Below are 13,875 nucleotides of genomic sequence, written 5' to 3' on the forward strand. Positions count from 1 at the left end.
CTCCTCCTCAGACCTAGCGGTCTGCATCGTCGTCGCGCGTACTTTTGTCGATTGTTGACCAACCGCTTAGTTGGGTCGCCGCCGGGGTGCCCTACCGGTGAGTAGCGTCGAAGGCATGTTGCGCATCGTCATCGTCGGCGGCCACGGCAAGGTCGCGCTGCATCTAGCCCGCATGCTCAAAAACCGCGGCGATGAAGTGACGTCGATCATCCGAAATCCCGACCACGCCGGCGACGTCTCCGCCGCCGGTGCGCGCCCCGTCGTCGCGGACATCGAGCACCTGGACACCGCCGCATTGGCAGACCTGATGTCAGGCCACGACGCTGTGGTGTTCTCGGCAGGCGCCGGCGGCGGTGACCCAGCCCGCACTTACGCGGTCGACCGCGACGCCGCGATCCGGGTAATCGATGCGGCCGAGCAAGCCGGCGTCAAACGATTCGTGATGGTCTCCTACTTCGGCGCGGGGCCCGATCATGGCGTCGCCGAGGACAATTCATTTTTCCCGTACGCAGAAGCCAAGGCCGCCGCGGACGCTCACCTCCGCAGCACCGAACTGGATTGGACCGTGCTCGGCCCGGGCCGGCTCACGCTGGAGCCGTCAACCGGCCGGATCGAACTCGGCGAGGGTACCGGTGAAGTGTCACGGGAGGACGTGGCTCTGGTCGCGGCCGCCGTGCTCCACGACCCCGCCACGGTCCGGAAAACCATCGAATTCAACAACGGTGATGTGCCGATCACCGAAGCGCTGGCTCGCTGCGGCGATCGCTAGCGCGGCAGTAGCTGCGCGCGGCGGGTCGACGCCGTTGACCTGTAATCTCGATGTCGCAGTCGGTCTGCCGATTTCGTCGTCCGCGACGAAGGCGGCATCGAACGAAGCATGTTAGATGTGCTTTTTAAGAGGGAACCCGGTGCGAGTCCGGGACTGTCCCGCAGCGGTATGCAGGAACGAACGTCGTCTTCGAGCACTGGTCACCCGACCGGGAAGCGACGGCCAGTAGGAGCACCACCCGGTGCGCGCCTGTGAGTCCGAAGACCTGCCGGCTGTGCCGGGCGCGCCGCGCCTGGCGGCTCACCGCCTCGTGGAATGGGCGTCTGGCCGTATCGGTTGCAGCCGCTGTGCGCTGCGCCGGATCGGTTTGCGTCCGTTGGCGGTGACCACCCCGTCGAGTGAAGGACGAAAACCGTGACCGTTACCCCTTTTACCGCCACCGTCACCGGCTCACCACGCATCGGCCCCAAGCGCGAACTCAAGCGCGCCACCGAGAGCTATTGGAAGGGCAAGACCAGCCGATCGGAGCTCGAGAAGGTCGCCGCGACGATCCGCAGCGACACGTGGAGCCAACTGGTTGCCGCCGGCTTGGACTCGGTGCCGATCAACACGTTCTCCTACTACGACCAGATGCTCGACACCGCGGTGCTGCTCGGCGCGCTGCCCAAGCGCGTTCAGGTCGTGTCCGACGACCTCGACCGCTACTTCGCCGCCGCCCGCGGCAATGGTGACGTCGTGCCGCTGGAGATGACCAAGTGGTTCGACACCAATTACCACTACATCGTCCCTGAGATCGGGCCGGACACCGAGTTCACGCTGCATCCCGAGAAGGTGCTGTCGGAACTGAAAGAGGCTCGCGATCTCGGCATTCCGGCTCGTCCGGTGGTGATCGGGCCGGTCACCTTCCTGATGCTGAGCAAGGCCGTCGACGGCGCCGGCGCGCCGATCGAGCGCCTCGACGACGTCGTCCCCCTGTACGCCGATCTGCTTAGTCAGCTCGCCGACCAGGGCGTGCAGTGGGTCCAATTCGACGAGCCGGTGCTGGTCACCGACATCTCCGAGGACGCCTCCGCGCTCGCCGAGCGGGTGTACAACGCGCTCGGTGCGCTGGAGAACCGGCCCGCGATCCACGTCGCCACCTACTTCGGTGACCCAGGTGAAAGCCTGGGGGCGCTCGCCCGGACGCCGGTCGAGGCGATTGGGGTCGACTTGGTCTACGGCCCCGACACCGCGGTGGCGTCCGTGACCGAACTGGCGGACAAGACGCTGGTCGCCGGCATCGTCGACGGACGCAACATCTGGCGGACCGACCTGCAGGCAGCGCTGAGCAAGCTGGCCAGCCTACTGGGTTCGGTTGGGTCACTGGCTGTTTCGACGTCATGCTCGACGCTGCACGTGCCGTACTCGCTGGAACCAGAGACCGACCTCGACGACGCGCTGCGCAGCTGGCTGGCGTTCGGCGCCGAGAAGGTGCACGAGGTGGCCACCCTGGCCAAGGCGCTCAAGGACGGTCGCGACGCGGTGGCCGACGAGATCGCGCAGTCCAACGCCGCCGTTGCGTCCCGCGCGAAGGACCCGCGGCTGAACAACGCCGAGGTTCGTGCCCGGCTCGACTCGATCGCGAAATCCGGCGGCACCGAACGTGGCCCGGCCGACCAACGTCGTGCGGCGCAGATCGAGCGGCTGCACCTGCCGCCGCTGCCTACGACCACCATCGGGTCATTCCCGCAGACGACCGAGATCCGCAAGGCCCGCGCCGCACTGGTCGCCGGCGAGATCGACGACGCCGAGTACACCAAGCGGATGCGCGCCGAAATCGCAGAGGTGGTCAAGCTGCAAGAGGACCTCGGCCTGGACGTCCTGGTGCACGGCGAGCCGGAGCGCAACGACATGGTGCAGTATTTCGCCGAGCAGTTGGACGGCTTCTTCGCCACCAAGCTCGGCTGGGTGCAGTCCTACGGCACCCGCTGCGTGCGTCCGCCGGTGCTATACGGCGACGTGGTTCGGCAGCACCCGATGACGGTGGAGTGGGCGAAGTACGCGCAGTCGCTGACGGACAAACCGGTGAAAGGCATGCTCACCGGGCCGGTGACGATCCTGGCCTGGTCGTTCGTCCGCGACGACCAGCCGCTGGCCGACACCGCCAACCAGGTGGCGCTGGCGATTCGCGACGAGACCGTTGATCTCCAGGAGGCCGGCATCGCGGTCATCCAGGTCGACGAGCCCGCGCTGCGAGAGTTGTTGCCGCTGCGCAATTCCGAGAAGCAGGCTTACCTGGACTGGGCCGTCGGTGCGTTCCGGTTGGCCACGTCTGGTGTCGCGGATTCGACGCAGATCCACACGCACCTGTGCTACTCGGAATTCGGCGACGTGATCGGCGCGATCGCCGACCTGGACGCCGACGTCACCTCACTCGAGGCGGCCCGCTCTCGCATGGAGGTGCTCGACGATTTGAACTCGATAGGCTTCTCCAACAGCGTCGGTCCGGGCGTCTACGACATCCATTCACCGCGGGTGCCGAGCACCGACGAGATCAGCACGTCGCTGCAAAGGGCGCTGAAAGCCGTTCCAGCCGAACGACTGTGGGTCAACCCGGACTGCGGCCTGAAGACTCGCAATCCGGAAGAGGTTATCGCGTCGCTGACCAACCTCGTCGAGGCAACCAAGAAGGTCCGCGCCGACGCGTAACCGGGCGCGTGCGGTCGGGCGCTACACCGACGTAGCGCTCGACTGCACGTGCACCGGCACGTCATCGGCCCAGGGCTGCCGGGTGACCATGTCGGCCACACACACGTGGCCGCGCTCGAATTCACCGGTGGCGGCGTCGACCAGCCGATACTGCTGGGTCTGTCGATGGATCGGCTGGGCGTCCAACATCACTACCCTGACCTCGCCGGGCTCGAAGTGGCAGCGCCTCTGCAGCGCCACCACCAACTGCTCGTTGCTGAAGTGCCCGTCCCCGAAATTCCAGCCGATGGCCGTACTGGTGACGCGCTCGCCGTCGGTCAGCACGTAGTCGTCCTCGTTGTGGCCGGCCATTGCGCGATGGGCCAACGTGAACAGCGCCCGGCCGTGAGTGTTGAACGCGCGGAACGCATATCCCATGTACATCGGGATCTGCGCGGCTTCCTTACTGCCGTAGAACTTCTCCAATTGCGCGGCCGGCATGCTGGCGATCGCGACGATGCCCTGCGAGATCTTCGCCTCGGCGGAGGGCTTGATGCACCACAGCGTGGTGTCCCAGTTGCCGGCGTAGTAGCGCATGCCGGGCAGGAACGACACCTTGCGCGGGAACAGGTTTCCGGTGACCACGGTGCCGGCGACGACCGCGAACAACAGCAGTGGCAGCGGGGTGGTCAGGTCGCTCAGTCCCGCCGACGCGTGCCCGACGAACAGTGCGAGCACGCTGAACATCATGAACACGTTCCATTCCAGCGGCACACCCATCGGGATCGAGGACAGGATGCCGAAGTGAAAGCACAACATCACGAACGCCGCCACCACAGTCGGCCAGCCGCCGTGGCTGAAGAACAGCACCAACGGCACCAGTCCCTCGATGGCGGTGCTGAAGTGGGCCAGCCAGCGCGACCGCCAGCCGGGTCGCAGGTCGTCCGGAAAGTGTTCGAAGAATGAGCGTTTGAGGAATTTCGTTCGAAACAGCGGGTTGTTGCTCATCATGGTCGAGATGACGAACGGGAAGTGCTTGTTGAGCTTCGACGTCGCGGCGCCCAGCCAGATCACCAGGCAGACGAGTTTGGCGCCCAGGATCAAGTCCACCCCGTAGCCGGCGAACAGGAATGCCACGGTGAAGGAGGCGTACACCTCTCCGCGGGCTGCCAGGAAGATCACCTTGTCACGAAGACCCAGCATGGCAAGCACGCCCAGCACCGCCCAGATCTGCCAGGCGGGCAGCACCCCAACCGTGGTGCCGAGAGCAGGCATCGGTCCGGTGCCGTCCGAGAAGACCGCGACGGTAAGTAGCGTCAGCAATGCGGCGTAGAGCAGCGCGTCGAATGGGGTGCGACTATCACCCTTCGTCAGCGGGACTCGGTCCGGCCACGGTGGCAGCCGGATGGTGCCGGGTCGCAGCCAATACAGGATCGAGCCCATCGGTGGGAAAAAGCGGTTGTTGAGCGGGCCGAAGCCGCAGCCGAGCCCGACCACCTCGAACAGCATCGTGTACAGCACGACCTTCTCGAACACGATCGGCTCGGCATACCAGTGCGCGACCCTGGTGAAGCCGTCAATACCGGTCGTGGTCAGCGCGAGAAGCCAACCCGCCAGGATGTAGAGCAGGATCTTCACGACGTAGAACAGATGCAGCAACACCGGTGTGCCGAAGCCCACCTCGGCCCAGTGCCGGGCCATCGGGATGATCTTTTCGGAGCGACTGCCCTTGCTCCATTCGTCGAAATCGATCTGCGGGGTGTCCTGCTTGAGAAATCCCATGGCGGCAAGACTAGAACGTGTTCTAGCTCGATGGTTCCCATTCGTCGAGAACCCTTGATTACTACGGCGTGTAGTAGTAGAACTGAGGCAACGCACTCAGGACGGTGATCGACGATGACACGTCAGCTTCGGGAGTCAGCCCGCGCTCTGCGTTGGGCGGCAATACTTTTCGCAGTGGGTTGGGCCGTGCACGTCGTCGACCATCTGCGGCGCGGGATGTCGGCGTCGCCGCACGCGATCATGGTCGGCGGAATGATCCAGGGCGTCTTCGTCGTGGTCGCGGTCCTGCTGGCGCTGACCGGGCGTCACCGATCTCCGGACTGGGCGATCGGGGTCGGCTTCGGTAGCGCCGTCCTGTTCACCTACGCGCACCTGCTGCCGAGCTACTTCCCCGCTTACCAGGACAGCTTCGTTTCCGGTCCGCGGATCAACGTGACGTGGTTCTCGTGGGTCAGCGCCGCCACCGAGATCGGCACCGGCCTGGTGTTCGCGGTCGTCGGGCTGCGGGTTCGCCGCTCGTCAGGCGTAGGCTCGGTAATGCCGTTGCAGCGAAAGGTGGCGCCATGAAACCGGGGACGCTGTTTTTCGACGGAGCCTGCGGAATGTGCACGCGCTCCAAGGATCTGCTGCTTCGCTTCGATCGCACCGGGAAGATCCGGACCGAACCCCTGCAGGGCCACGGCGTGGCCGAGCGTCTCGGCGTCGCGCAGGACAGACTCCTGGACGCGGTGCGCTGGATCGATTCCACCGGCACGGTGTACGCCGGTGCCGAGGCCGTCAATGCGGCACTGTCGACTGCGCTAGGTACCCGAATCCCGTTGACGGTCTATCGAATTCCCGGCATCCGGTTCTTCGAGGATGTGGTCTACCAGTGGGTGGTCGAGCACCGCTACAAGTTTCCGGGCACGACGCCGCACTGCGAGGCCTACCCGGCCGCCTGCTAGGCCTTTCGCGGCGGTCGCGGCACGAACCTCGACACCCGGTCGATCACGTCTTGATATTCGGGCCGTCGCTCCAGACTGCGGGTCTCCATCATCGGGATGCTGCCGCCGAGGAACATGCCCAGCATGCCCAGCGCGCCCAGGCACAGCCACCAGGCGTCGGACGGGGATACTGCGACGCCGAACAGCGCTAACGAAACCCAGAAGCCGAATTCCCCGAAGTAGTTCGGATGCCGCGACCACGACCACAATCCGCGGTCCATCGCCTGACCCTCAGCCCTGCTGCGGACGAAGCGGTGCATCTGCGTGTCGGCAGCCAGCTCGAGTGCCACCGCGGCCAGGCCGACCACGAACGCCACGCCGGTGAGCCATCCGATGTCACCGCGGGGCCAGGTCACCGCCGCATACACCGGCAGCATGCCGGCGAATACCAGCAGCGTCGGGACGAGGTGGATGGTCACCAGGTCGACCATGAACTCCCACCGCCCGGCTTTCTCGCGGAACATCGGGTAGCGCCAATCCTCGTGGTGCAGACCAGGAAACGCGAACAGCCAGTTCGCGGTCAGCCGGATCGCCCACAGCAGCACCACCGCCGCGACCAGCCAGCACCGCGGCTGCTGTATGCCAGACTGGCTCCACCAATAGAACAACAGCACCGGCGGGATGACACTCCAGTAGGCGTCGTAAAAACTCGAATTGCCGAACCCGCGGCTGAAGGCGAAGATCACCAGCGTGGCCAGTAGGTCGGCGACCAACGTGTCAAGCAGCAGTCGCCCGGTGTGCGCACCCCACGTCAGCCAGGCCGCGCCCACCGCGATCGCGACGACATAGGCGAGGCCGACCAGCGCCAGCGAGTGCGCCTTGCTTCTCATGCTTTCCGCTCCCAGTGCGGGCTCTTGACCGCCTCAAGCGCCTCGGTGACGTAACTGTCCAGGGACCGCGACTTCCTCGAAGGTTGCTGAACCCATTGCTGGAACGCGAAATCGGCTGCCGCGAAAGCTAACTGGACGAGCAATCCGGGTCGCAGGTCGGTCGCAGGGTTGACGCGCATCCGGGTGGCGATCAGCGTGGTTGCCCGCTCCTTGTCGGCGGGCAGGTGCACGGTCAGCTTCCCGAGCAGGTCGGGCGCGACCAGCAGGGCCGCCCGCCACTCGTCGGTGTCGGCCCGGTCGAAGGACCGGGTGCGGGTGATGATCGCATTGATCAACGCGACATCGGGCCGCTCGTCGGGCGGCCGGTCCTCGAGCAGGCCGACGATCGCGGTGCCGCCGTGTCGCACGGGTGCCAGCAGCAGCTCCTCCTTGTTCGGGACGTAGCGAAAGAAAGTGCGCGGGGAAACCCCTGCCGCCGAGGCGATTTCCTCAGTCGTCACCGCGTCGTAGCCGCGCTCGATGAACAGCCGGAACGCGGCCCGGCGGATGTCGGCGCGAATCTGCGCGCGTTGCCGGTCGCGCAGAGTCTCGGTCATCGGAAGCTGCCGATCCCGCCGTCGACGTGGATGGTCTGGCCGGTGACGAACGTGGCATCGGTGCTCAGCAGAAACGCCACCAGGGCACCCACGTCGTCGCGGACATCGCCGATCCGTTTCATCGGGACGCGTGCCACTGCCTTGTCGTACTCCTTCGGAGCGAACGACTTCCAGTACTTGACCCCGTCGGATTCGGCGAACGGACACACGACATTGACACGGATGTTGTCCCGACCCCATTCCAGCGCAGCGACTTTCGACAGCCCGCGGATGGCCTCCTTGGCGGCGGCGTAACCGCCCCACTTCGGTTCGCCGCCTGTGCCGGTGCCCGATCCGAGATTGACGATCGATCCGCCACCGTTCGCCACCATCAGCGGGTACACGGCCTGCATCAACAGGAAACTGGCCCGCGGACCGACCTCGTGGCCGAGAGCGATGTCCTCGGTGGTGATGTCGACGAACGACTTTGGTTCGTTGGTGGCGATCGCGTTGTTGACCAGTCCGTGCACGGTGCCGAACGCGTCGACGGCCGCCGCGGCGATGCGCTGACCCGCTTCGGGATCGCGCAAATCGGTCACCAGCTGTTCGACGCGACCCAGCTCTCGCAGTGCCTGGGCGGTGGCGGTCAGCTTGTCGCCCTGGATGTCGGCGAGCAGCACCGATGCCCCGCGTTCGAGAAGCGCTGCGGCGATACCTTTTCCGACACCTTGAGCGGCGCCGGTGACGATCGCAGCATGGCCGCGCATCGAGTCCGGATGCGTGTAGCTCATGTCACCGATGCGAGACTCGGCGCCGCTCGACCCGCGAACAGCGGCAGGTCGAGGTATGTCTTGATCCCGGGTTCGGCAGCGCAGACGTCGGGGATGGCATTGACGCAATGATTGGCGGTGACCACCACTCCGGGATTCTTCACCAAACCTTCGGCAATGCTTTCCGGCTGCAAGCCCTTGAAGGTGAGTTTGACCGGCGGGTCCCCGGTGACCTCGACCTCGAAACGTTCACCGATGCCGCCGAAATCCCATGCCGGGTCCAGGTTTTCCTCGCCCATCAGCCAGTTGACCGCCGCCGTGATCACCGGTTCCCCGTCGACCAATGCCTGCCAGCGGAATCGGCGCGCGGCGACGCTGCCCTTCGTGATCGGAAACGGGGCGTAGTCGATCTCGGCGGTCGCAACAGCGACATCCTGGATGGTCCTGATCTTCGGGTCGATGCGAAAGCCCATGTGATCGGCAATCATTCGCACCGACTGCTTGAAGCCGGCCGCCAGCAGCCCGGCCATCGGCCCTTGCATCGCTTCTTCGGGTGTGCCGCCGAAGCCCATGATGTGACGCACCACGTCCGGTGCGTTGTAGGTGCGGATGTCGGAGAACTCCTCGGCGCGGACGTGGGTGACAGCCGACGACAGCGACGAGATCATCAGCGGGAAGCGCTCGGTGATACCGCCGGGATGAATGCCGGACCCGTGCAGCGTCACGCCGGCTTTCGTCGCGGCGTCGGCCACCGCTTGGTGACGTGGGTTGTCCGGATCCGGGTACACCCAGCCCACCGGCGTCACGACATTCTTGCCCGACCGCAGGATCGCGATGACCTCGTCGTCGTTCGGAACCAGCGGGCTGTACATCACGCAGTCGGCGTCCAACGCCAGCACGTCGTCGATGCTGGATGTCGCAGCAACGCCGAGTGATTCGATACCCAGGATGTCGCCTACGTCTCGGCCGTTCTTGTCGGAGCTGTGCACCCAACAGCCGGCGAGTTCGAGCTGCGGATGATTGAGCACGCACTGGACGGCGGCCTTGCCGACGCCTCCGGTGGCCCACTGGATGACGCGCAGCGTGGCTGGATTGGTCATGCGTGGCACAGTATGACCGTCTGGCAGTCACTGTCAACGATGCCTTGTCACCGACCCGCTGTGAAGATTCCTGGCGGGATATTCGGTTCGCGGGCCAATACCTCGGGCAAGACGTGGAGATGCAGCGCGTCGACGTCATCCATACGCTGCGCGGCATCCAGGAACCGTTGCTGCTCAATCGGACTCACGACACCGTCGGTGAGCAGCCGGAATTTCGCAATGTACTGCTCGCGGTCGAACGGGCGGGCCCCCAACGGATGCGCGTCGGCGACGGCCAGCTCGTCGGTGATCACGTCGCCGTTTCTCAGCGTCACCACCGCCCGGGCCCCGAATGCCTTCTCGGTCGGGTCGTCGGAGTGATAACGCCGGGTCCACTCCGGATCTTCGACCGTTGCGACCTTGCGCCACAACGCAATCGTGTCAGGGTGGTGCGACCGCTCGTAGCTGTATGACCGCTCGTGATGCCACGCGCCGTCCTGTAGCGCCACCGCGAAGATGTAGGGCAGCGAGTGGTCGAGCGTTTCGCGCGACGCGTCCGGATCGAACTTCTGCGGGTCGCCGGAGCCCGTTCCGATGACGTAGTGGGTGTGGTGACTGGTATGCAGCACGACGGATGCGATGTCGTCGACGTTGCCGATGCGTGATCGCAGCCGCCGGGCCAGATCAATGGGGGCCTGGCTCTGGTACTCGGCGGAATGCTCCTTGGTGTAGCTGTCCAGGATCGCGCGCTTTGGCTCGCCCGGGCCCGGCAACGGCACCCGGTAGGTGCGCTCGGGGCCCGACAACAGCCAGGCGATCACGCCGTCCTCGCCCTCCCAGATCGGCGCGGGTGAGCCCTCGCCGCGCATCGCCCTGTCGACCGCTTCGATCGCGACCTTGGCAGCATGGGCGGGCGCGAACGCCTTCCAGCTGGAGATCGCCCCCTTGCGCGATTGACGGGTCGCGGTCGTCAGGTGCAGGGCCTGGCCGATCGCGTGATAAATGGTGTCGACGTCAAGCCGCAGCATGGCGCCCAGTCCGGCGGCGACCGACGGGCCGAGATGCGCGACGTGATCGATCTTGTGTTCATGCAGACAGATTCCCTTGACCAGGCAGATCTGGACCTCGTAGGCCGTCGCCACGCCTCGGACGAGATCGTCACCGGGCACGTCGAGCTGCTGGGCGACCGCGACGAGCGGCGGAATGTTGTCACCGGGATGGGAGTAGTCGGCGGCGAGAAAAGTGTCGTGGTAGTCGAGTTCACGAACCGCGACGGCATTCGCCCAGGCGGCCCATTCCGCGGAGTAGCAGCCGTCGACGCCGAACACCCGGGCACCGGAGCCGACGGGGCGGGCCATGGCCTGGCGGCGGGCGGTGGCGACGGGCCGCCGGAGCACCGCCGCCGCGCTGACCGCGGCGTTGTCGATGACGCGATTGACCACCATCGCCGCGGTGTCCGGTGGCACCGCTACCGGGTCCACCGCGACCTGGGCGATCTTGTACGCCAGGTGCTCGCTGACCGGAAAGTCGTCGGCGCTGCGGCGCGTCCTGACTTCGTGGATCAGCTTATTGCGCTTCCTTGACCTGCGGCCGGTAGAACAGCGCCAGCTGCCCGAGCGCGCCACCGACGCCCAGCAGCAGCGAACCGAACAGCCCGTGCCAGCCCGGGTGGAACAGCTTCGGGCCGAAGATCTCGAAGTCGAGGCTGTAGGTGCCCGGGCCGGTGGTGGCGATGACGACCGCCGTGACGGCCAGGATCAGGTTGTACTCCCAGCCCTCTTTGACGATGAAGAAGCCGTTGTGGCGGTGCACGGTCCAGGCAGCGACGATCATCAGTGCCACGAACCCGGCCGCGGGGATCGGCGTGAGCAGGCCGGCGGCCAGTCCCAGGCCGGCGGCGACCTCGGTGCTGGCGGCGACGACAGCCTGGAAGGTGCCGTACTTCATCCCGATACTTTCGAACCAGCGCGCGGTCCCCGGAATCCGTCCCCCGCCGAAGAATTTGTTGAAGCCATGCGCGGCCAGCGTCAAGCCCAGGACTAGCCGCAGGATCAGCAATCCGACGTCATAGGCATCATTCATAGACGCCAACCTAGATCATCGGGTAGGCACGGGATAGGCAGAGGTATCCTGCCAGCCGCACCCGACACAAAAGGAGCGACCCATCAAGACCGTGATCCTCGGAGCGGGCCAACTCGGCCGTGCGCTGGGCCTGGCGTGCCGCAGCGGCGTCCGAAATCCCGTCCCCGGGCCGCGGTGCGGTCGATCCTGATCCCCTTCATGTCTCCACGGCCGGTAATTCTGCTGGACGGCGCCGCCTCGGCTTCGTCCGACATCCTGGGCCACAAGGGGCACGGCATCGACATGATGCGCCGCAACGGCCTGCCGGTCCCGCCCGCGTTCTGCATCACCACCGACGTCGGCGCCCGTTATAGGGCCGAACCCGCCGCGACCATCGACGACATCTGGGATGACGTTCTTGACGGAATCCGGACTTTGGAGATGGCTACCTCGCGGACGTTCGGGCGTGGCCCTCTCCCGTTGCTGGTCAGCGTTCGCTCCGGAGCCGCGGTGTCGATGCCCGGGATGATGGACACGCTGCTCGACCTCGGTTTCAGCGACGAGGTCGAAGAGGCACTGACTGCTGAAGCCTCGGCCGCCTTCGCCTCGGATTCCCGGCGACGCTTTGCCGAGTCGTTCGCGAGAATCGTGAGCGGTCCCGCGCCCGACGATCCGCTCGAGCAATTGCGCGCCGCGATCGAAGCGGTATTCGCGTCGTGGGATTCTCCGCGAGCGGCTGCCTACCGGGCTCACCACGGTGTGGGCGCTCAGGGCGGCACCGCAGTGGTTGTGCAGGCGATGGTCTTCGGCAATCTGGGCAGCGAATCGGGTGCGGGTGTGATCTTTTCGCGTAACCCGATGACCGGTGCCAACGAAGAGTTCGGTGAGTGGCTGCCCGGCGGCCAGGGCGACGACGTGGTGTCCGGCACGGTCGACGTCGAGCCGATCGCCTTGCTGCGCGAAAAGCTACCCGGGGTGTACGACGAGCTCGTCAGCGCCGCAAGATCATTGGAGCGACTGACCGCGGACGTCCAAGAGATCGAGTTCACCATTCAAGACGGCACGCTGTGGCTGCTGCAGACGCGCGCGGCGAAGCGGTCCGCGCAGGCCGCGGTGCGGTTGGCGCTGCAGCTGTTGAATGACGGCTTGATCGACCAGGCGGAGACGCTCCGACGGGTGCCTCCCGCGCATGTCGAGGCGTTGCTGCGGCCCTCACTGCAGCCCGAAACCCGTTTCACCGCTCGACTTTTGGCCACCGGACTGGCGGCCGGCCCAGGCGTCGCGTCGGGGCGGGCCTACACCGACGTGGATGCGGCCATCGACGCGGCCGACCGCGGCGAAGACGTGATCCTGGTTCGCCACCACACCAGTCCCGACGATATCCACGGGATGCTCGTCGCACGCGGAGTTGTCACCGAGACCGGCGGAGCGACCAGCCACGCCGCTGTGGTGAGCCGAGAACTGGGCCGCGCGGCGGTGGTCGGTTGTGGAAGCGGTGTCACCGAGTCGCTGGCCGGCAAGCTGGTCACCGTCGATGGCAATACCGGCGAAGTGCGGGAGGGAAGCCTCGAATTGTCGGCGTGGTCCGAGGACAACAGCCCCGAGCTTCGCGAGTTGGCCGATGTGGCACGGCAAGTCAGCCCGCTGCGGGCGCATCCTCGCGGCGACTATCCGCGACTCGATCGTCACTCCGAGATCGCGGTGCGTGAAGCGATGGCCCGTGGCCACAGCGACGTCGTTTGCGACCGGCCACTACTGGCCATGCTTGAGGCCATTCGGGTCTCGTCATGATCGCCGCCGGCGAATTGTCTGTGCTGCAGTCGGTTCGGTTGAAGGGCCGGGTCGCCCGCGGCGAGCTGGACTCGCAACTCGTCGACAATCTGGTTGCCTCCGGGCTGCTGATCGACGGGGCGATGGTGCGGCTGAGCCCCGAGGGCCGTGCGCGGCTCAACGAACTTTTGGCCGACGAGCGATCGTCGATCGATGCTGATGCCGTCGCGGCTGTGTACGACGAATTCCGGTCGGTAAACGCCGAATTCAAAGCGCTGGTCACCGATTGGCAAGTCAGATACGGGCAACCCAACGATCACGACGACCCCGACTACGATGCCGCAGTGCTGGCGCGGCTCGACGATGTGCATCGACGGGTGATTCCCCTGGTGGACGCCTTGTCCGCGGAACTGCCTCGGCTGGGTAGTTACTCGGCGAGACTCGCCGCAGCGCTGGACCGGGTGCATGCCGGCGACACGCAGTGGCTGTCCCGTCCTCTGATCGACTCCTACCACACCGTGTGGTTCGAGTTGCACGAGGAGTTGATCCTCGCGGCGGGTAAGACGCGCGAAGCCCAAGACGGATAGCC

General features: G+C 65.9%; 13 protein-coding genes and 1 riboswitch. Of the genes, 6 read left to right on the forward strand and 7 right to left on the reverse strand.

Features of this window, described 5'->3' with window-relative positions; translation table 11 throughout:
• Positions 1-115 precede the first annotated feature (115 nt).
• Together MKK62_RS02315 and metE are read left to right on the forward strand one after the other, a co-directional pair.
• On the forward strand, positions 116-769 hold the full coding sequence (locus tag MKK62_RS02315) for an SDR family oxidoreductase (RefSeq protein ID WP_240263863.1): 654 nt from the start codon (positions 116-118) through the stop codon (positions 767-769).
• A 75-nt stretch (positions 770-844) separates the two neighbouring features.
• Positions 845-1,056, forward strand: a riboswitch (cobalamin riboswitch).
• A 127-nt stretch (positions 1,057-1,183) separates the two neighbouring features.
• Positions 1,184-3,457, forward strand: a complete 2,274-nt coding sequence (gene metE / locus MKK62_RS02320; RefSeq protein ID WP_240262592.1) for a 5-methyltetrahydropteroyltriglutamate--homocysteine S-methyltransferase — start codon at positions 1,184-1,186, stop codon at positions 3,455-3,457.
• Positions 3,458-3,478: 21 nt separating this feature from the next.
• Here metE and MKK62_RS02325 read toward each other — a convergent pair whose 3' ends face one another.
• Positions 3,479-5,218, reverse strand: coding sequence for a DUF3556 domain-containing protein (locus MKK62_RS02325; RefSeq protein ID WP_240262591.1), 1,740 nt, complete (start codon positions 5,216-5,218; stop codon positions 3,479-3,481).
• A gap of 114 nt (positions 5,219-5,332) precedes the next feature.
• On the opposite strand from MKK62_RS02325, the gene MKK62_RS02330 reads away from it, so the two are divergent.
• Complete coding sequence (locus tag MKK62_RS02330; protein ID WP_240262590.1) at positions 5,333-5,785, forward strand: hypothetical protein; 453 nt, start codon at positions 5,333-5,335, stop codon at positions 5,783-5,785.
• Positions 5,782-6,162, forward strand: coding sequence for a thiol-disulfide oxidoreductase DCC family protein (locus MKK62_RS02335; RefSeq protein WP_240262589.1), 381 nt, complete (start codon positions 5,782-5,784; stop codon positions 6,160-6,162). The genes MKK62_RS02330 and MKK62_RS02335 overlap by 4 nt, the downstream gene beginning before the upstream one ends.
• Here MKK62_RS02335 and MKK62_RS02340 read toward each other — a convergent pair.
• Genes MKK62_RS02340 through MKK62_RS02365 form a run of 6 tightly spaced genes read right to left on the reverse strand, consistent with a single transcriptional unit; the run spans position 6,159 to position 11,537 of the window.
• The gene (locus tag MKK62_RS02340; protein WP_240262588.1) at positions 6,159-7,031 is read right to left on the reverse strand and encodes a DUF1295 domain-containing protein; all 873 of its coding nucleotides are present in this window, start codon (positions 7,029-7,031) and stop codon (positions 6,159-6,161) included. The two genes, MKK62_RS02335 and MKK62_RS02340, sit on opposite strands and share 4 nt — an antisense overlap.
• Positions 7,028-7,627 (reverse strand): TetR family transcriptional regulator, encoded by a 600-nt coding sequence (locus MKK62_RS02345; protein ID WP_240262587.1) that lies wholly within the window; start codon positions 7,625-7,627, stop codon positions 7,028-7,030. Before MKK62_RS02345 ends, MKK62_RS02340 begins: the two co-directional genes overlap by 4 nt.
• Positions 7,624-8,397, reverse strand: coding sequence for an SDR family NAD(P)-dependent oxidoreductase (locus MKK62_RS02350; protein ID WP_240262586.1), 774 nt, complete (start codon positions 8,395-8,397; stop codon positions 7,624-7,626). The genes MKK62_RS02345 and MKK62_RS02350 overlap by 4 nt, the downstream gene beginning before the upstream one ends.
• On the reverse strand, positions 8,394-9,476 hold the full coding sequence (locus tag MKK62_RS02355; protein WP_240262585.1) for an NAD(P)H-dependent amine dehydrogenase family protein: 1,083 nt from the start codon (positions 9,474-9,476) through the stop codon (positions 8,394-8,396). The genes MKK62_RS02350 and MKK62_RS02355 overlap by 4 nt, the downstream gene beginning before the upstream one ends.
• 47 nt (positions 9,477-9,523) lie before the next feature.
• Positions 9,524-11,017, reverse strand: a complete 1,494-nt coding sequence (locus MKK62_RS02360) for an MmgE/PrpD family protein (RefSeq protein WP_240263862.1) — start codon at positions 11,015-11,017, stop codon at positions 9,524-9,526.
• Between the two features lie 4 nt (positions 11,018-11,021).
• Positions 11,022-11,537: a DoxX family protein gene (locus MKK62_RS02365; protein ID WP_240262584.1), complete on the reverse strand. Its 516-nt coding sequence runs from the start codon at positions 11,535-11,537 to the stop codon at positions 11,022-11,024.
• 198 nt (positions 11,538-11,735) lie between these two features.
• Between MKK62_RS02365 and MKK62_RS02370 the strand changes: the two genes are divergently transcribed.
• The gene (locus tag MKK62_RS02370) at positions 11,736-13,307 is read left to right on the forward strand and encodes a pyruvate, phosphate dikinase (protein ID WP_240262583.1); all 1,572 of its coding nucleotides are present in this window, start codon (positions 11,736-11,738) and stop codon (positions 13,305-13,307) included.
• Positions 13,304-13,873 (forward strand): MarR family transcriptional regulator, encoded by a 570-nt coding sequence (locus MKK62_RS02375; protein ID WP_240262582.1) that lies wholly within the window; start codon positions 13,304-13,306, stop codon positions 13,871-13,873. Before MKK62_RS02370 ends, MKK62_RS02375 begins: the two co-directional genes overlap by 4 nt.
• The last annotated feature ends 2 nt before the right edge of the window (positions 13,874-13,875 follow it).

Origin of the sequence: Mycobacterium paraterrae (genome assembly GCF_022430545.2) — a bacterium.
In the GTDB taxonomy this organism is placed as follows: Bacteria; Actinomycetota; Actinomycetes; order Mycobacteriales; family Mycobacteriaceae; genus Mycobacterium; species Mycobacterium paraterrae.